The organism is Stenotrophomonas sp. 62841_Sma (genome assembly GCF_056482945.1).
Map to the genome: position 1 here is coordinate 598,657 of NZ_CM151224.1, position 18,237 is coordinate 616,893.

16 protein-coding genes are annotated in these 18,237 nt (G+C 66.0%); 6 read left to right on the plus strand and 10 right to left on the minus strand.

Annotation, left to right across the window (positions count from 1 at the left end; all coding sequences use genetic code 11):
* Nucleotide 1: 1 nt before the first annotated feature.
* Nucleotides 2-631, plus strand: coding sequence for a CoA transferase subunit B (locus ACZK5G_RS02715; protein WP_478465254.1), 630 nt, complete (start codon nucleotides 2-4; stop codon nucleotides 629-631).
* Here ACZK5G_RS02715 and ACZK5G_RS02720 read toward each other — a convergent pair.
* A complete protein-coding gene (locus ACZK5G_RS02720; protein WP_478465255.1) occupies nucleotides 625-3,447 on the minus strand; it encodes a rhamnan synthesis F family protein in 2,823 nt (940 codons plus the stop codon). The genes ACZK5G_RS02715 and ACZK5G_RS02720 overlap by 7 nt on opposite strands.
* Before the next feature lie 160 nt (nucleotides 3,448-3,607).
* On the opposite strand from ACZK5G_RS02720, the gene ACZK5G_RS02725 reads away from it, so the two are divergent.
* Nucleotides 3,608-4,195 (plus strand): alpha-ketoglutarate-dependent dioxygenase AlkB family protein, encoded by a 588-nt coding sequence (locus tag ACZK5G_RS02725; protein WP_478465257.1) that lies wholly within the window; start codon nucleotides 3,608-3,610, stop codon nucleotides 4,193-4,195.
* Nucleotides 4,196-4,199: 4 nt separating this feature from the next.
* Here ACZK5G_RS02725 and ACZK5G_RS02730 read toward each other — a convergent pair whose 3' ends face one another.
* The 4 genes from ACZK5G_RS02730 to ACZK5G_RS02745 are packed head-to-tail and all read right to left on the minus strand — an operon-like array spanning nucleotide 4,200 to nucleotide 7,718.
* Complete coding sequence (locus tag ACZK5G_RS02730) at nucleotides 4,200-4,841, minus strand: ABC-type transport auxiliary lipoprotein family protein (protein ID WP_478465258.1); 642 nt, start codon at nucleotides 4,839-4,841, stop codon at nucleotides 4,200-4,202.
* Complete coding sequence (locus ACZK5G_RS02735; RefSeq protein ID WP_014035909.1) at nucleotides 4,838-5,764, minus strand: MlaD family protein; 927 nt, start codon at nucleotides 5,762-5,764, stop codon at nucleotides 4,838-4,840. Before ACZK5G_RS02735 ends, ACZK5G_RS02730 begins: the two co-directional genes overlap by 4 nt.
* Nucleotides 5,765-5,767: 3 nt before the next feature.
* Nucleotides 5,768-6,595, minus strand: coding sequence for an ABC transporter ATP-binding protein (locus ACZK5G_RS02740; protein ID WP_121504842.1), 828 nt, complete (start codon nucleotides 6,593-6,595; stop codon nucleotides 5,768-5,770).
* A 1-nt stretch (nucleotide 6,596) separates the two neighbouring features.
* A complete protein-coding gene (locus tag ACZK5G_RS02745; RefSeq protein ID WP_049424924.1) occupies nucleotides 6,597-7,718 on the minus strand; it encodes an ABC transporter permease in 1,122 nt (373 codons plus the stop codon).
* Nucleotides 7,719-7,810: 92 nt separating this feature from the next.
* Here ACZK5G_RS02745 and ACZK5G_RS02750 point away from each other — a divergent pair, with 92 nt between their 5' ends.
* A complete protein-coding gene (locus ACZK5G_RS02750; RefSeq protein WP_049398420.1) occupies nucleotides 7,811-9,070 on the plus strand; it encodes a threonine/serine exporter family protein in 1,260 nt (419 codons plus the stop codon).
* A 116-nt stretch (nucleotides 9,071-9,186) separates the two neighbouring features.
* On the opposite strand, the gene ACZK5G_RS02755 is transcribed toward ACZK5G_RS02750, so the two are convergent.
* From ACZK5G_RS02755 to ACZK5G_RS02765, 3 genes are all read right to left on the minus strand, one after another.
* Nucleotides 9,187-9,570, minus strand: a complete 384-nt coding sequence (locus tag ACZK5G_RS02755; protein WP_132809137.1) for an H-NS histone family protein — start codon at nucleotides 9,568-9,570, stop codon at nucleotides 9,187-9,189.
* Nucleotides 9,571-9,793: 223 nt separating this feature from the next.
* On the minus strand, nucleotides 9,794-11,497 hold the full coding sequence (locus ACZK5G_RS02760) for a proline--tRNA ligase (RefSeq protein WP_478465261.1): 1,704 nt from the start codon (nucleotides 11,495-11,497) through the stop codon (nucleotides 9,794-9,796).
* A gap of 596 nt (nucleotides 11,498-12,093) precedes the next feature.
* A complete protein-coding gene (locus tag ACZK5G_RS02765) occupies nucleotides 12,094-12,468 on the minus strand; it encodes a DUF4124 domain-containing protein (RefSeq protein ID WP_100437948.1) in 375 nt (124 codons plus the stop codon).
* Between the two features lie 80 nt (nucleotides 12,469-12,548).
* Between ACZK5G_RS02765 and pssA the strand changes: the two genes are divergently transcribed.
* From pssA to rimI, 3 genes are read left to right on the plus strand one after another with little or no spacing between them, the layout of a single operon-like run.
* Complete coding sequence (gene pssA / locus ACZK5G_RS02770) at nucleotides 12,549-13,325, plus strand: CDP-diacylglycerol--serine O-phosphatidyltransferase (protein ID WP_019660986.1); 777 nt, start codon at nucleotides 12,549-12,551, stop codon at nucleotides 13,323-13,325.
* On the plus strand, nucleotides 13,322-13,831 hold the full coding sequence (locus tag ACZK5G_RS02775; RefSeq protein WP_149908765.1) for a hypothetical protein: 510 nt from the start codon (nucleotides 13,322-13,324) through the stop codon (nucleotides 13,829-13,831). The genes pssA and ACZK5G_RS02775 overlap by 4 nt, the downstream gene beginning before the upstream one ends.
* Nucleotides 13,828-14,325: a ribosomal protein S18-alanine N-acetyltransferase gene (gene rimI / locus ACZK5G_RS02780; protein WP_032128003.1), complete on the plus strand. Its 498-nt coding sequence runs from the start codon at nucleotides 13,828-13,830 to the stop codon at nucleotides 14,323-14,325. The genes ACZK5G_RS02775 and rimI overlap by 4 nt, the downstream gene beginning before the upstream one ends.
* 104 nt (nucleotides 14,326-14,429) lie before the next feature.
* Here the strand turns inward: rimI and ACZK5G_RS02785 are convergent, their stop codons facing one another.
* Together ACZK5G_RS02785 and ACZK5G_RS02790 are read right to left on the minus strand one after the other, a co-directional pair.
* On the minus strand, nucleotides 14,430-15,251 hold the full coding sequence (locus tag ACZK5G_RS02785; RefSeq protein ID WP_478465264.1) for an EamA family transporter: 822 nt from the start codon (nucleotides 15,249-15,251) through the stop codon (nucleotides 14,430-14,432).
* A 134-nt stretch (nucleotides 15,252-15,385) separates the two neighbouring features.
* Nucleotides 15,386-18,214 carry a valine--tRNA ligase gene (locus tag ACZK5G_RS02790; protein WP_478465266.1) on the minus strand — a complete coding sequence of 943 codons (2,829 nt, stop codon included), beginning with the start codon at nucleotides 18,212-18,214 and terminating at the stop codon, nucleotides 15,386-15,388.
* Nucleotides 18,215-18,237: the final 23 nt, after the last annotated feature.

The following is an 18,237-nucleotide window of genomic DNA, read 5'->3' on the forward strand; positions in this document are numbered from 1 at the left end:
CATGGCGTGGACCCGCGATGAGATGGCGGCACGCGCCGCCCGCGAACTGACCGATGGTGCCTACGTGAACCTGGGCATCGGCCTGCCGACCCTGGTTGCCAACCACATCCCCGAAGGCGTGGATGTGTGGCTGCAGTCGGAAAATGGGCTGCTCGGTATCGGCCCGTTCCCGACCGATGCCGAAGTCGATGCCGACCTGATCAACGCCGGCAAGCAGACCGTGACCGCACGTGCCGGTGCCAGCTACTTCGGCAGCCACGACAGCTTTGCGATGATCCGCGGCGGCCATGTCAACCTGGCCATCCTCGGCGCCATGCAGGTCACCCACAAGGGCGACCTGGCCAACTGGATGGTGCCCGGCAAGATGGTCAAGGGCATGGGCGGCGCGATGGATCTGGTGGCCGGCGTGCAGCGCGTGGTGGTGCTGATGGAGCACACCGCCAGGAACGGCGAGCACAAGATCCTGACCGAATGCACGCTGCCGCTGACCGGTGTGGGCGTGGTCGACCGCATCATCACCGATCTGGCCGTGTTCGACGTGACTGACAAGGGCCTGCTGCTGGTGGAAGCCGCGCCGGGTGTCAGCGATGAAGAACTGAAGGAAAAGACGGGCGTCGCGTTCCGTCAGTAAGGCCTGCTCACGGCTACATTGCCACGGCCACTGAAGTCGTCTTCGGTGGCCAAATCCTGCAGCCAGGTGCCTGCCTGCCAGCTTCCCTCGGCAAGCAGGCGCAGTGGTTCCAGCACACTCCGTTCATCGAGCGTGATGCTGACAACGTCCGTGCCGACCGCCGAGCAGACATCACGGATGAATGCGAGCGCGCCAGTCTGCACTGCGGCGAGAGCTTCCAGTCCACGCTCCCCCAAGGTCTGTTCGCCGAACTCGCCGTGCACCACTCCACTCATGTCGCGGAAATAGCCGTTGAACTGACCGTGCGGGGCACTTAGCAGTGCTTCCAGCAAGAGGTCGTGCTGAAGGATCAAGGATGAGCCTGAGGGATCCTGGCGGCCGTCGAAGTAGCGCGCTTCAGCCCAGCCCAATCCGTCCAGCTGCTTGGCCGTTTCCCGCAAGGCGAAGTAATGGCCGCCAATCGGTTCGCCGCTAAGGCGGATCAGATTGCGCTGGATGGTTCCTGCATAACCCAGATCGACGACCATGGCTGGTTCGCCGCCAGTGGCCTCTGACAGGCGCGCTTGCCAGATCTGTCGGCTCTGCTCGGCCAGCTCAAGGAGGGAGGGAAGTGCAGGTTGCAGCCACAGCGAGACCGTGTCTGCCATTTCAGGCAAAAAGACGTCGCGCTCCAGCAGAGTAGAGTCAACTTGGGCAATCACGTCCATGGCCTGCGTGCCAAGGCGTGCCACAAGAAGTTGCCGCATGTTGCCGTTGAAGCTACCGGCCAGCACGGCAGATAGATCTGCATCCGCTGCCAGCGCCGGCAAGGCGGTGGAGCGCCGCGATGCAAGAAAATACTCTGCGCGCAGTGCTCGCATTCCGGAATGGACCTTGGCCAACAGCGTCCAAGCCTGCTCCAGCAGATGGCCTTCTCGAGCGAGCAGCAGGATTGACCCGATACCCCGCCGTTGAGCGGCAGTGGCGGCTGTCAACAGGAAATCAAGCAGGATGGGACCCACCACGCAATAGCCTGTGTCCTCCGCTGCAAGTTGTGGCGTCGGGTACACGCGATGCGGGGCAGTGTCAGCTATGTACGTCAAACGATTGGCCAGCAATCCACGCCATAGCTGCTCAGGCCAAGGTGCTTGCGCTGCTGACCGATGGCGTAACGTGCGCAGAGCGGGGACCATGTCGAACAGTGCGACGGGACGTAGCACATGGACCGGATTGATCAGGCCTGCACGCTGCGGCAACTGGACATCCGAATGTTCATTGTCGCCCACATGCAGCCAATGATCCGGAGATGTAGCCAGCTGTTCCGCCCATCGCGCCCAGCTGTCGTCGGCATCCTTGCGGTGCCCGGTTTCACAGGAGATCCACCAGGTGCCGGTTACGGCTACCACCGCTGGCGGCAGTACGCTACGCAGTACGGCTGCGGGCAGGTACATGTCCGACAGAGCGATCAGCCGTCTTCCGGCCAACACCGGTAGTGCTTCCAGAAGCCCCTGGCGCGGGCGCAGGAGCTCCTGCTCCATCTGCACTTCCAGTGCCAGCAGACGCTGGGCCATGGCGCTGTCAATGTGCCCGATGCGTCCCACCTGCTGGTAGATTTCGGCCAGTTCCGGATCGCGGCCCAGGCGTTGCCGTTCTGCGATCTCCGCGTCCTCGCGAATCTCGGCGAACGCAGTCAATCCCGATATGCGTTCAGCACGAAGTGCCAGCAGTTGGCGCGCGCCATTTGGCGTCGTGAAGGGGCGCAGAACCATGGTGTCGAATACATCCAGCGTCACCACCCTGGCTTCGATGCCCGCCATCCGTAGTTGCTCTGCCAGCGGATACCTGAAGGCAACACCGGCATTTCGCTCACCTTCGGTGGCCATGTGGCGACTGCCATCGGCCGGCAGTACGCCGATTCGATAGCCACGATCGCGAGCGATCAATGCGAAAAGACGTTCGATCGCATGCTGCAGAGTGCCATCGATCTGGCCCTGCTCTGCGGGAAACTCATCCAACGAAAGTCTCAGCTCGAACAGTGGCCGCAGGGCATCCACTCGCGCCCAGAACATCGAGCCGGCGGGGTAATCGAAGTAGCCGGTGCCGTCCCACCCCAGACCCAGGCGGGCGCACAAAGCGTGACCTATTGAAGCGTTGGAAAGCCATGTATGTGCCCATGGCGGTAGTGACGCATGGGTTTCCGGATAGACCAGCCCCAAATCCGGGGCCGCCTGCAGCACGCCAAGCAACCAAGCCAGGCGATCGTGGTCACCAAACAGCGATGCCAGTAGATAGCGTCGCCACTGTTCCTGGGTGCTACCGGTGTAAAGCGATTTCTTGGTGTGTACGTGGCCCACCACGTCCAGCTCACGGATGCTGGTTTCAAATGCGAGCATCAGTGGCGCGATGTCGCGGCCACGGTTGGCTACCTTCGCTACCTGCAGGTCGATCAGCTTGGGAAGCTGCCCAAACCGTGCACGAACCTGCTCTGCAGCGACGTCATCCACCACCGAGACCATAAGCCGATAGGGAACTGGCATCTGTTCCAGCGACGAGGCCAGCTCTTCAATCAGGTCCGGATAGAAGACATGCGCCATCACTCCGACCTTCAATGAAATCAGCTCCAGTGGGACTGGTGCTGGCAATGGTGTGTCGCATACTGGTGGAGTACTCGCGTGATGAGTTGCGCCGGAAGTGCGCACGCGGCGCAGCAGTCCACCGATACCCATGATACGTGCAATCTTCAGTGCGCGACGGACCACCGACCAGAGTCCCGGCAATCCGCCTCCGTGGCGCTGAACCGAGCGTTGGATTGCATCAAGGTAACGACGGAGCTTCACCGTTCACTCCGTTGGTCAGATGCAGAGCTGGACTGGCTGGGTTTAAGGCGCGGCATCAGTTGAATTGGAAGGATAGGTCGAGATGGAGCATTGTCCCGTCTGTGACTGAACCGGGCAAATCGGGCAAGCTGGAGCTGATTTCATCTGAAGACATGGCGCCATGCTGTTCCCTCACGACCTGCCCGATGCCGATGTCCAGCACTCGCCGGGCTGGCTGGCCGCGACCGATGCCGACCGGCTCCTGTCCGTGCTGCAGGCCGAAGTCCCCTGGGAAGTTCACCGCATCCGCATGTTCGGCAACTGGGTGGATTCGCCGCGGCTGAGCTGCTGGATCGGCGATCCGCAGGCGCGCTACCGCTATTCGGGGGCTGAATTCGTGCCGCACTTCTGGCCACCCGCGTTGCAGGCCATGCGTGATCGCCTGCAGGTGGAGGGCCTCGGCCGCTTCAACAGCGTGCTGCTGAACCGCTATCGCGGCGGCGGTGATTACATGGGCTGGCACAGCGATGACGAGCCGGAACTGGGGCCGGCCCCGGTGATTGCTTCGTTGAGCCTGGGCACGGCGCGCCGATTCCTGCTGCGCCGGCGCGATGACCCGGCGCGGAAGGCCGAGTATCTGCTCGGCCATGGCGATCTGCTGGTGATGGCCGGTCAGACCCAACAGTTCTATCAGCACGCGCTGCCGAAGATGGCGCGGGTGCAGGGCGAGCGGATCAACCTGACGTTCCGCTGGATCACGCCGCGCTGATCGATCAGCGCGCGACGGTTGGCTGGTCGGCCTGCCCGCTGGTCAGCGTCCAGCCCACCATCTCCTGTGCCAGCTGCTGCAGGCCGCGCTCGAAGGCCGCGGTCACCGCCGGTACGTCGGTGCTGCCGACCGGCTGCGCCTGGCGGAAGGTGCGGTCAGCCACCACGCGCTGGTCGGCGACGTGGATCAGCTTGGCGTTGACCTCGATCACCACCGTCGGCGTGGCCTGTCCCTGGTAATCCGATTCGAAGCGGCGCACGTCGGTGGACAGCTTGTAGTCGGCGCGGATGCCGGCGGTGCTGCGGGCCACGCCGCGGATGCGGCCGGAATCCTCGAAGCCGCGCAGCAGGGTGTCCTCGATCATGTCGGTGGCCGGCTGCGCCCAGCTGGCGCCCTTGTAGATCTCCAGCTGCGACGGCGTCGGCCGCACGTTGATGCGCGGGCTGTCGACCATGCGCGCGGCGCTGGGCTTGGCCAGTACCAGCTGCCAGCTGGCCTGTGGCCACGCCGGGTCCGCCTTCACCTGCACCGACGGCGAGTACAGCGTCACTGCGGTTTTCTCGCTGCTGCCAAGGATGGAGCAGCCGCCCAGCAGGGTGACCATCGAAGCGGCCAGCAGCAGGCGCGGAAGGTTGGTCGGGCTCATTTGGGTTCGAACTCCTTCGGTGCGTCGCGGCCCAGCAGGTAGCGCGCGGGGTTGTTCTCGAGGCGGTCGCTGACCCGGCGCAGGTCGCGGATCAGGCCGCGCAGTTCGGTCAGCGTCGGGCCGAGCTGGCCGAGGCCATCGTTGGCGAAGCTGTTGATGGCAGCGCGGTTCTCGCCAAGGATCGAATCGGCGTTGCCTGCGGCCGAATCAAGCTTGGCCAGAGTGCCGTCGAGCTTGTCGATGATGCCGGGCAGCTGCTGCACCAGGTTCTTGTCCAGGCGCTCGATGGTGCCGTTGGTGGTCTTCAGCGTGGTGTCCAGGCTGCGGGCGGCGTCGCGCGCGCTGAGCAGCAGCGCCTGCGTGCCCTGGTCACGGTCGGCCAGACCACCGCTGATGGTTTCCAGGTTGGCCAGTGTCGCGTTGATCGAAGCCACGTTGCGGTCGCTGAGAATCTGGTCCATGCGCTCGACGATGCGGTTGGCGACGTCGGTGATGTTCTGCAGCGCCGACGGCGTGGTCGGGATGATCGGCGCCGGGTCCTTGTTGACCGTGGTCAGCGCCGGCGACTGTGGCGTGCCGCCGCTGAGCTGGATGATCGACGGGCCGGTCAGGCTGGTGATCGCCAGCTTGGCGCGGGTATCGGTCTTGACCGGCGTGTTGGAGTTCAGGCGGATGCGCGCGACCACCTGGCGCGGGTCGTCCGGTACCAGGTTCAGTTCGGTGATCGAGCCCACCGCGATGCCGTTGTACTGCACCGGGCTGCCCACCGACAGCCCGGTCACCGCTTCGCGGAACACCACGCGGTATTCCTGCCAGGTGCGGTCGGAAGAGTACTTGGCGGCCCACAGGCCGAAGGCCAGCAGGGCCAGGCCGGTGATCAGGGTGAACGCGCCGATCAGCACGTAGTTGGCTTTGGTTTCCATGGCTCAGGCACTCTCGATCTGTTCGCCACGCGCGGCACGCGCGCGGGGTCCGTGGAAGTATTCCTGGATCCACGGATGATCCAGTTTCTCGATGTCAGGCAAGGGCGCGTTGGCCACCACCCTGCGGTCGGCGATCACCGCGACCCGGTCGCAGATCGCGTACAGCGTGTCCAGGTCGTGGGTGATCAGGAACACGGTCAGTCCCAGCGCTTCCTGCAGGGTCTTGATCAGGCGGTCAAATGCAGCCGCACCGATCGGGTCGAGGCCTGCGGTCGGTTCGTCCAGGAACAGCAGCGGCGGATCCAGCGCCAGCGCTCGGGCCAGGCCGGCGCGCTTGCGCATGCCACCGGACAACTGCGAGGGCAGCTTGTTGATCGCATCGGCGGGCAGGCCGGCCAGCTTCACTTTCAGCAGCGCCAGTTCGTAGTGCCAGCGCTCGGGCAATTCGCGGTGGTGTTCCTTCAAGGGCACCTGCACGTTCTCGCCCACGGTCAGCGAGGAGAACAGCGCACCGTCCTGGAACAGCACACCGGTGTTGCGCTCGATGTGCAGGCGGCTCTCGGCATCGTCGGCACGCGCGTCGCGGCCGAGCACTTCGATCTGCCCGGCATCGGGCACGCGCAGGCCGAGGATCGAACGCATCAGCACCGATTTGCCGGTACCCGAACCACCCACCACGCCCAGGATCTCGCCGCGGCGCACGTCCAGGTCCAGGTCCTCATGCACGGTCTGGCTGCCGAACCGATTGACCAGCCCGCGCACGCGGATGGCCAGCTCGTGGCCGTTGTCGTCCTGCATGGGAATTTCTTCGGGCGTCGCATGCGTGCTCATGTCACCAGTCCATGTGCATGAACCACAACGCCGCGAAGGCGTCGATGATGATCACCAGCGAGATGGTCTGCACCACGCTGGAGGTGGTGCGTTCGCCAACCGACTGCGCCGTGCCTTCGACCTTCAGGCCTTCCAGGCAGCCGATCAGGCCGATCACCAGCGCGAACACCGGCGCCTTCGACAGGCCGACCAGCATGTGCCGCACTTCCATCGTCTCGTGCATGCGCGCGATGTACATCTGCGGCGGAATATCCAGGTCGAATGCACCCACCGTGATGCCGCCGGCCAGACCGGCGACCATGGCGATGAAGGTCAGCAGGGGCAGGGTGACCAGCAGCGCCAGCAGCCGTGGCAGCACCAGCAGGTCGATCGGGTCCAGGCCCAGAGTGCGCATCGCATCGATTTCCTCGCGCGCTTTCATCGCACCGATCTGCGCGGTGAAGGCGCTGGCGGTGCGGCCGGCCAGCACGATCGCGGTCAGCAGTACCGCGAATTCGCGCAGGAAGGCGATGTTGACCAGTTCGACCACATAGATCTCGGCGCCGAAGTCGCGCAGGATGGTCGAGCCGAGGAAGGCGATCACCGCGCCAACCAGGTAGGACAGCAGTGCCACCAGCGGTACCGCATCCAGCCCGACCTGCTCCATCTGGTGCACGGTGGCGGTCAGGCGGAAACGGCGGGGTTCCTTGACCAGGCGCGCGGCCTTGACCAGGTTCTCGCCGAGGAAACTGCACAGCGCCTTGATGTTGTGGCCGGTGGCATGGACGCTGACACCCAGCCGTTCCAGCGCGGCCAGCACGCCGAAATCGCGCTTGGGCCTGGGCCGGTCGTCGGCCACTTCCTCGATGGTGCACACCAGCGCCTGATGGTCCGGGCGGAACTTCAGTGCGTCTTCGCCGAGGTCGGCACGGTGGGCTACGCGCAGCACCTGCAGCACGCCGGCCGAATCCATCTTCTCGATGGCGGTGGCATCGATGCCGGTCAGCGTGTCGGGAACGCCGCGCAGCACTTCGGCCGCGGCCAGCGCGGTCTTCAAGGTCCAGGTGCCGGACAGGCGGATCACGCCCGGGTCATGGGCATCCTGTTCGAGCTGGGGGGCGTGGTTCGGGGTCACTTGGGCCATTCGGGTCGCAGCATAACCGTTCTGTATTGGGCATCGCGTCGAACTCGGATGAATTTCTCCGGTAAGGCCCAGCCTAGGTAATACTACGGCGCATGTCCGCAGACGCTCACACGATCCCCACGCCCCAGGCCACCTACGCGCAGCGCGTGGCCTTCGTTTCCGAGATCGCCGGACGCCTGCACAGCTATGGCACAACGGCCCAGCGCCTGGAAACGGCAGTGGTGGCACTGGCCCGCCAGCTCGATCTGGATTGTGAACCGTGGTCGAATCCCACCGGTATCATTCTCAGCTTCAGCGACCCTGCGCAGGCGATCGGCTCCAGTGACATCACCCGCGTGATCCGCCTGGCCCCCGGCGAGAACGACCTGCACAAGCTCAGCGTGGCCGACCATATCGCCGAGGAAGTGGCCAACGGGCGGATGAGCATCGCCCAGGGCCACACCGCGCTGCGCCAGCTGGACAAGGATCCGGGCCGGCGCGGCAAGCTGCGCACCATCCTTTCGTTCACCCTCGGCGCGGCCGGCGTGGCCGGCATGTGGAAGCTGCCGTGGCTGGACATTGCCACCGCCGGTGTCATCGGCCTGATGATCGGCCTGCTCGGCATGGTCACCGACCGTCGCCCGGCCACCCGCGAAGCCGCCGAGGCACTGGCCGCGCTGCTGGCCGGCCTGGTCGCCACCCTGGTCGCGTCCTTCATCGGCGCGCTCAACCTCAACACGGTGATCATCGCCTCGCTGGTGGTGCTGCTGCCCGGCATGTCGCTGACCAATGCGGTCAATGAGCTGGCCAGCCAGCACTGGGTGTCGGGTACCGCGCGCTTTGCCGGCGCGCTGACCACCATCATGAAGCTCAGCGTCGGCGCGATGATCGCGGTGACCCTGGCCGACGTGCTCGGGCTCGATCCGGTGATCCGCGCCACGCGGCCGCAGGGGCCGTGGGTGGAGTGGGGCTCACTGCTGACCGCAGCGTTTGCCTTCGCGATGCTGTTCAAGGCCAACCGCCGCGATTATCCGTGGGTGATCGCGGCCTCGGTCGCTGGTTATGCGATCTCCAAGTTCGGTGGCCACGCCTGGGGGGCGCCGGCTGGCATCTTCCTGTCGGCGATGCTGCTGACCGCCGGTGGCAATCTGTTCGGCCGCCTCGTCGGCCGCCCGGGCGCAATCATCCGCCTGCCCGGCATCATCATGATGGTGCCCGGCAGCACCAGCCTGCGCGGCGTGCTGACCCTGGTCCAGCAGCAAGACGTGGGCGCCGGCCAGAGCGTGTTCCTCACCGTGCTCAACGTGGTGATGGCGCTGGTCGCTGGCCTGCTGTTCGGCAACCTGCTGATGCCGGCCCGCAAAACCCTGTAATTGCCCTCTGGGCTGCTTCCTGTGGGTGTGGACCGTTGGTCCACACACCTTTCCTTTCCGGGGAATGAAAAAACGCCGGCTTTCGCCGGCGTTTTTCATTGCATCCCGATCCGGCCTCAGGCCTTCTTGATCAGGAAATCTTCCGGCTTCTTGCTGCCCTTGGCGGTCAGCTCGGCCATCCAGCGCGGCTGCTTGCCACGGCCGGTCCAGGTTTCCTTCGGATTGGCCGGGTTGCGGTACTTCGGCGCAACCTTGCCCAGCTTGCGGCCAGCGGTCTTCGACGGTGCCTTGGCGGCCTTGGCCACCTTGCGCGCGCGGGGGGCCGGGGCGTCGCCAAACAGTTCCTCGATGGTGTAACCCTCGGTCTTGGCCAGCTTGGTCAGCTGTGCCCGGACCTTGGTGATCGGCCGGCGCTTGGCGACGATGGTCTGCTGTTTCTTGGCGGTGCGGATCAGGGCGCCCAGCTCGCGTGCCGACAGGCCGGTCAGGTCAATGCTCATTTACGGTTACTCCGGAAACTAATAAGTGGACGGGACGAGCCAGTCCCTGGCGTCGCGGGACAGAATAAAGATGAATTAATCCCAGCACAAATGCAGACCGGTCATGGCCTGGCAGCATCCCGGCTGCATTGCGTCGATTTTGACCGGATTATGTCCGCTGCAATATTGCTCAAATGGGCGTCAGGCAAAAAAAAGACCGGGGCATGCCCCGGTCTTTTCCTGATCAACCCTGCAGGCGCTGCAGCAGGGTGGCCTTGTCCAGGCTTTCCGCTTCGCTGGCGCGGCGCGAACGGTACTCGTAGGTGCCGGCGGCCAGGCCACGTTCGCTCACCACCACGCGGTGCGGGATGCCGATCAGTTCCATGTCGGCGAACATCGCGCCCGGGCGCAGTCCACGGTCGTCGAGTGCCGCGTCCAGGCCCGCATCGCGCAGCTCCTGCAGCAGGTTGGCCGCGGCGTCGGCCACGGCGGCGTCGCCCTTCGGGTTGATCACGCACACCACCACCTGCCACGGCGCCATCGCGTCCGGCCAGATGATGCCGGCATCGTCATGGTTCTGTTCGATCGCGGCAGCCACCACGCGCGAGATACCGATGCCATAGCAGCCCATCGCCATCACCGCGGCCTTGCCGTTCTCGTCCAGAACGGTGGCATCCAGCGCTTCGGCGTACTTGCGGCCGAGCTGGAACACGTGGCCGACTTCGATGCCACGGGCGATCTTCAGTTCACCACCGTCCAGCGCGCGGTCACCGGCACGCACGTTGCGGATGTCGGCCACTTCCGGTTCCGGCAGGTCGCGGCCCCAGTTGACGCCAGCCAGGTGGAAACCGGCTTCGTTGGCGCCGACGACGAAGTCGGACATCGCCGCCACTTCGCGATCGGCCACCACGCGGATGGCCTTCGTCGGGGCGACCGGGCCGAGGAAGCCCGGCACGCTGCCCAGGTGCTCGGCGATTTCCGCCTCACTGGCGAAGCGCTGTTCGTCCAGGCCGGCAACCTTGGCCAGCTTGATCTCGTTGACCTCATGGTCGCCGCGTACCAGCAGCAGCACGAACTGCTGTGCCTTGCCTTCGCCGGCCATCAGCGCCACCGATTTCACCGTGCGCTGCAGGTCGATGCCGAGCAGCGCCGCGACATCCTCGCAGGTCTTCTGGGTGGGGGTATCGACCTTGCGCATGGCTTCGCTGGCGGCCGCACGCGGTGCCGGATCGGCAGCGATCGCCGCTTCCATGTTGGCCGCGTAGTCCGAACCGGTGGAGAACACCAGCGCGTCTTCGCCGGAATCGGCGATGACGTGGAATTCCTGCGAGGCATCACCGCCGATCGCGCCGGAGTCGGCCTGCACCATGCGGAAGTCCAGGCCGAGGCGGGTGAAGATACGGCTGTAGGCCGACTTCATGTTCTCGTACTCGCGCACCAGGCACTCATCGTGCAGGTGGAACGAATAGGCGTCCTTCATCAGGAACTCGCGCGAACGCATCACGCCGAAGCGCGGACGGATCTCGTCGCGGAACTTGGTCTGCACCTGGTAGAAGTTCACCGGCAGCTGCTTGTAGCTGGACAGCTCGCTGCGCGCGAAGTCGCAGGCGGCTTCTTCGGCGGTCGGGCTGTAGCAGAACACCTGGTCCTTGCGGTCCTTGATCTTCAGCAGCTGCGGGCCGAACTTCTGCCAGCGCCCGGTCTGCTCCCACAGTTCCTTCGGCTGGATGGTCGGGATCTGGAATTCCACGGCACCGGCGCGGTCCATTTCCTCGCGCACGATGCGCTCGACCTTGCGCAGCACGCGCAGGCCCAGCGGCGACCAGGTGTACAGGCCCGATGCCAGCTTGCGGATCATGCCCGCGCGCAGCATCAGCCGGTGGCTGGTCAGCTCGGCGTCGCTGGGGGTTTCCTTGGTGGTGTGCAGGTGGAACTGGGAGAGGCGCATCGTCGGCTTCGGATAACGGCAGAGACGCCTATTCTGCCAGCCCGGCCGGGGGGAGGGGTATCGGCAGGGCTGCGCCCTGCACCCGCCTCAAGCAACGTCAACTGCAACTGCAACAGCGGGCTTCCCGTGGGATGGCGGGGTGGGTCCGGTTGCGGGGGGGCGCCGTAAATACGTCCCTGTGGCTCGGTCGCGCCATCCATGGCGCTCACGCCCCAGCAACCGGACCCACCCCGCCTTCGACAGTTTTCCGCGATCTGTCGCCCTTTTGTAGGGCCGAGCCATGCTCGGCTGCTGTTCGATCAATTCTCGAACTATTCGATTTCCATGGAGATTCATCCACGCATGGCGTGGATCCAGCGTGTCGACCAAGGTCGACACCTACCAACAGCAGCAGGAAACTGTCAGAGGCGGGGCGGTGTGGGTTGGCAGGACCGTTGGCGCCATGGATGGCGCCATCGAGCCCCCATGGAAGGGTTTACGGCGTGTCCTGCCAGCCCACACCGCCCCGCCAAACCCACGGAAAGCCCAGAGCCGGCTGTTGCCGTTGACGTTGCTTTGGTCTCGGCAGGTGCAGGGCGCAGCCCTGCCGATAACCCTCACTCCGCCGGGCAGTAGGCCTTGATGGCGGCTTCAGCCAATCCCTTCTGCGCGCTGCGCTGCTCCGGAGCCAACGGGGTATCGGCCTTGCCATCACCATCGGTGTCCTGCATCACCTGGCCGCCGCCGTCCAGCAGGGCCAGGTTGGCGCGGGCGGTGCTGCACTGCTCGGGCACCGGCGCGGCCGGGGTCTCGGCGCTGGCCGCCGCCTGGGGACTGCGCGCCTGCGCCCGGGTCTCGAACTTCCTGCCCGCCGGCGGGGTCTCCGAATACTGGGTCACGCCATTGGCGTCCTTCCATTTGTAGACCGGGCCGGCCACGGCGTTGGCACTGGCCAACAGCAGCAGGCATCCAAGGCAGGACAGGGCACGCATGGCAAACTCCACGGAATGGGCGTAGAACGCCGATTGCAGCATTGGCGCCGAGCACTGGCAAGTCGATTAAACTGGATTCCATGGACCCGATCACACCGCCGCCGCGTTCGCGCACGATTTACCTGCTGCCCAACCTGTTCACCACCGCCGGCCTGTTTGCTGGCTTCTACGCGATCATCGCCGCGGCCAACGGGGACTTCGTCAACGCCAGCATCGCCGTGTTCGTGGCGGCGGTGATGGATGGCCTGGATGGGCGCGTGGCGCGCCTGACCGGCACCAGCAGCGAATTCGGCGTGCAGTACGACTCGCTGGCCGACCTGGTCAGCTTCGGCATGGCCCCGGCGCTGGTGATGTACCACTGGTCGCTGTCGTGGCTGAAGTTCGACGACCCGCTGCTGGGTCGCGTCGGCTGGGCCGTGGCCTTCCTGTATGCCGCCTGCGCGGCGCTGCGCCTGGCCCGCTTCAATACCCAGGTAGCGGTGGTCGACAAGCGCTGGTTCGTCGGCCTTGCCAGCCCGGCCGCGGCCGGCCTGATGATGTCCTTCGTCTGGGCGTTCGCCGATGGCAACCTGGGCTGGGACGGCAACCAGCTGCGCTACGTGGCGCTGGCGGTGACGATCATCGCGGCGCTGCTGATGGTCAGCCGCATCCGCTTCTGGAGCTTCAAGGGCGGCGGCGCCAAGGGCACCCGCTCCGACCGCGTGCCGTTCCTGGTACTGGCCCTGGTGCCAGTGGCGATCGCCATTGCGGTCATCGATCTGCCGCGCGTGCTGTTCGCGGTGGGCATCCTGTACGCCTTGTCGGGCCCGGTGATGTGGGCCGTGCAGCGCCTGCGCAAGAAGCCCGAGGCCGCGTGAGCGGGGACCTGCCCGTGCTGTGGTCACCGGCCCAGCAGGCCTGGCTGCAGGCCATGGGCTACACCGTCTATCACGACGGCCAGCTGGCCGCCGAGCTGGATGCCGCGCTGCAGCTGAGCGTGGCCGACGCCGAGGCGGCTGCCACACCAGCGGCGGAGCAGGCGCGGGCGCCAACCGCACCCGCGCGCGAACCTCTGGCTGCGGCCGCACCGGTTTCCCGCCAGGAACGCCCGGCGCCAGCGCGTCGCGAGACCCCGGTCAGCGCACCGGACACCGCGCCCGCGGCTGCCCGGCCGCTGCCTGGCGGCAATGCCCGGCAGCCGGTGGTGCGCCTGCCGGATCGCCTGCAGATCGCCTTGCTGCGCGCGTCCGGCTGCAATCCCAATGATCCGGCCACGCAGGCGCTGATGGACAGCTGGCCGCTGGACCAGCTGCGTCAGGACCCGGCCGCCAAGCGCGCGCTGTGGCCGCAGCTGCGCGCCCTGCGCAAGCGGGGCGCGCCATGAGTGCGGTCAGCCAGCCCGGTCCGGTCAGCCTGCGCGCGCTGCGCGAGAGCGACCTCAACGCGGTGATGGCGATTGAAGTACGCGGCTATCCGTTTCCCTGGACCCGCGGCATCTTCGTCGACTGCCTGCGTGCGGGCTATCCGGGCCTGGCCATGGAGCGTGATGGCCAGCTGATCGGCTATGGCGTGCTCAGCATCGCGGCCGACGAGGCCCATGTGCTGAACGTCTGCATCGATCCACTGACGCAGTCGCGTGGGCTCGGACGTCAGTTGCTGCGCGCGCTGGTACAGCTGGCCGGCGACCGGGGTGCGCAGCGTGTGTTCCTGGAAGTGCGTCCGTCCAACACACCCGCGCTGGCCTTGTACCACAGCGAAGGCTTCAACGAGATCGGTCGCCGCCCGCGTTACTACCCGGCCGCACAGGGCCGCGAAGACGCGGTGGTGATGGCGATCGAACTGGTCGACGGCGACCTGCAGGCGATGCCGCCGCTGTAACGGAGCAGGGTTGCCGGCCAGCGGCCGGCACTACCGATGGATCTCCGTTGCCATCGACACGTCACCCGCCGTGGTAGGTGCCAACCTTGGTTGGCACGTTTTCCTCACGCCAGCCGCAGTGCCAACACACCCCCGACGATCAACGCCGCCGCCAGCCAGCGCGCGCGCGGAATCCGTTCGCGCAGCAGGAACACCGAGATCAGCAACGCGAACAGGATCGACGATTCGCGCAACGCCGAGACCATCGCCACCGGCGCCTGGGTCATTGCCCACAACGCCATCGCATACGAGGCGGTGGTGCCGACGCCACCGGCCAGCCCCAGCGGCCAGTGCTGTCGCGCATAGTCCAGCACCGCGTCGCGGCGCGTGTACAGCGCCCACAGTGGCAGTGGAATGCCCGACAGCAGGAACAGCCACAACGTATAGCTGAGTGCGCTGCCGGACTGACGCGCGCCCTGCGCATCGACCAGGGTGTAGGTGGCGATCATCGCCGCGGTCAGCAGCGGCAGGCGCAGCTGGCCGCCACGTGCACCCAATGCCATGCACAGGATGCCGGTGCTGACCAGTACGACGCCCAGCCACGCTGCCGGTGGCAGCTGCTCGCCCAGCAGGGTGCCCGCCAACGCGACCAGGATCGGCGCGCTGCCACGCATCAGCGGGTAGGCCAGGCTCATGTCGACCTGCTGGTAACAGCGTGCGACCAGGCCGTAGTAGGTCACCTGCAGCAGCACCGACGCGCCCAGCCACGGCCAGCTGTGCGCGGCGGGAAATGGCAGGAAGGGCAGGGCGGCAGCCGACAGCAGCGCGGCACTGCCGGTCACCAGTACGGTGCCGAGGAACTTGTCCGGCCCGCGCTTGACGATCGCGTTCCAGCTGGCGTGCAGGGCTGCAGCGGCGAGAACCAGCAGGAAGATGGAAAGCGGCATCCAGCGATGATGCCATGCGGGAGAAATGGAAACGCCGGGCATCGCCCGGCGTTTCCGATTCCGCTTCGGTAGGTGCCAACCTCTCCCACCGTGGTAGGTGCCAACCTTGGTTGGCACGCACCAGAGCGAGGCGCTTACAGCTTCGCGCGCTGCTCGCGCAGGCCGGCCAGCTGGGTGTTCCAGTCGATCAGGCGCACGCGTTCCTGCTCGACCACCGCCGGCGGCACCTTGTCGGTGAACTTGGCCAGCTTGGTTTCGCTCTTCTCCTGCTCGCCTTCCACGCGCTTGATCTCCTTGTCCAGGCGCGCGCGCTCGGCATCGAGATCGACCAGGCCTTCCAGCGGCACCAGCAGCTTCAGTTCACCGACGATCGCGGCGGCAGCCGGCGGTGCACTTTCGTCTTCAGCCAGCCACTGGATGCTGTCCAGCTTGAGCAGGAACGACAGCGAGGCGCTGAAACGTTCGATGCGCACGCGGTCCTGCTCCAGACCGGCCTGCAGGCGCAGCGGCACCAGCTTGGACGGCGCGACGTTCAGCTCACTGCGCACGCGGCGCACGGCACTGATCACGGCCTTCAGCCATTCCACGTCGGCCTCGGCCTGGGCGAAATCGCCTTCGAACTCGGCGGCGGTCGGGTACGGGCGCAGCGACAGCGTGGTTTCGGTCAGGCCCAGTCGCGGGGCCAGCTGCTGCCACAGCTGTTCGGTGATGAACGGGGTCAGCGGGTGCAGCAGGCGCAGCAGCGCTTCCAGCACGTACAGCAGGGTGTGGCGGGTGCTTTCGGCGTCGGCGGCATCGGCACCGTTCAGCGCCGGCTTGCTCAGTTCCAGGAACCAGTCGCAGAACTCGTTCCAGGCAAACTCGTACAGGCACTGCGCCAGCAGGTCGAAGCGGTAGTTGGCGTAGTGGCCCTGCGCCTCGGTGGACACCGCCGCCAGGCGCGCAAGGATCCAGCGCTCGGCATCGGTGCGCGGGGTCGGCACGCCGGTGAACGCTGCACCCTCGGTGTTCATCAGGGTGAAGCGGCTGGCGTTCCACAGCTTGTTGCAGAAGTTCTTGTAGCCCTCGGCGCGGTTCATGTCGAACTTGATGTCGCGGCCGTGGGTGGCCAGCGCGGCGATGGTGAAGCGCAGCGCATCGGCACCGTGGGCAGCAATGCCGTCCGGGAATTCCTTGCGGGTGGCCTTCTCGATCTTCTCCACCATCTTCGGCTGCATCAGGCCGCCGGTGCGCTTGGCGACCAGATCGTCGATGGTGATGCCGTCGATGATGTCCAGCGGATCGAGCACGTTGCCCTTGCTCTTGGACATCTTCTGGCCCTGGCCGTCGCGGATCAGGCCGGTGAAGTAGACGTCCTTGAACGGGATCTTCCCGACTAGGTTGTCGGTGGCCATGATCATGCGCGCCACCCAGAAGAAGATGATGTCGAAGCCAGTGATCAGCACCGACGACGGCAGGTAGCGGTCGAAGCCGCGCTCGGCCATGGCCTGTTCGTTCGGCCAGCCCAGGGTGGAGAACGGCCACAGCTGCGAGGAGAACCAGGTCTCCAGCACGTCGCTTTCCTGGTTCAGCACCACGTCGCTGCCCAGGTTGTGCTTCGCCCGCACTTCCTCTTCGCTGCGACCGACGTAGCAGCTGCCGGTGGCTTCGTCGAACCACGCCGGAATGCGGTGGCCCCACCACAGCTGGCGGCTGATGCACCAGTCCTGGATGTTGTTCATCCAGTGGCGGTAGGTGTTGATCCAGTTCGGCGGCACGAAGGAAATGCTGCCGTCTTCGACCAGCTCCAGGCCACGCTTGGCCAGGTCGTCCATCTTCACGAACCACTGGTCGGTCAGGTACGGCTCGATCACCTGGCCGGTACGGTCGCCGCGCGGCACCTGCAGCTTGTGCGCCTTGGTCTCGACCAGGATGCCCAGGTCTTCCAGCTCGGCCAGCACGGCCTTGCGCGCGGCGTAGCGGTCCAGGCCCTGGAAACGCTCCGGCGCGTTTTCGTTCAGCGCCGCCACCGGGGTGAACAGGTTGATCATCGGCAGGCTGTGGCGCACGCCCACTTCGTAGTCGTTGAAATCGTGCGCCGGGGTGACCTTGACCACGCCGGTGCCGAAGGCACGGTCCACGTAGTCGTCGGCGATCACCGGGACGCGGCGGCCGGTCAGCGGCAGCACCACGCTCTTGCCGATCAGATGTGCATAGCGCTCGTCTTCCGGGTGCACCATCACCGCGGTATCGCCCAGCAGGGTTTCCGGGCGGGTGGTGGCGACGACCAGGTAGTCGCGGGTTTCGCGCAGGGTTTCCACGCCGTCGGCATCGCGCTCGACGTGTTCGTAGCTCAGGCCCTCATCCAGCGTGTAGGCGATCGACCACAGGAAGCCGTCTTCCTCGGCGCTTTCCACTTCCAGGTCGGAAATGGCGGTCTTCAGCACCGGGTCCCAGTTGACCAGGCGCTGGCCGCGGTAGATCAGGCCCTGCTCGTACCAGCGCACGAAGGCCTCGTTGACCGCCGCCGACGGCTGCGGGTCCATGGTGAAGGTGCTGCGCGACCAGTCGGCGGAGGTGCCGAGGCGGCGCATCTGGCGTTCGATGGTGTCGCCGGACTGCTGCTTCCACTCCCAGACCTTGCCGATGAAGCCTTCGCGGCCCAGCGAATCGCGGGTCTCGCCCTTGCCTTCCAGCGCCAGGTTGCGGCTGACCACCATTTCGGTGGCGATGCCGGCATGATCGGTACCGACCTGCCACAGCGTGTCGTAGCCACGCATGCGGTGGTAGCGCACCAGCGCGTCCATCAGGGTCTGCTGGAAGGCGTGGCCCATGTGCAGGGTGCCGGTCACGTTCGGCGGCGGCAGCAGGATGGTGTAAGGCTCGCCCGTGCCGGACGGCTTGAAGTGGCCGGCCTTCTCCCAGGCCTCGTAGAGGTCGGTCTCGAAGGACTTCGGGTCGTAACTGGAGGCGAGTTGGGTCATGCGGGGGAACCGGTAATCAAGGC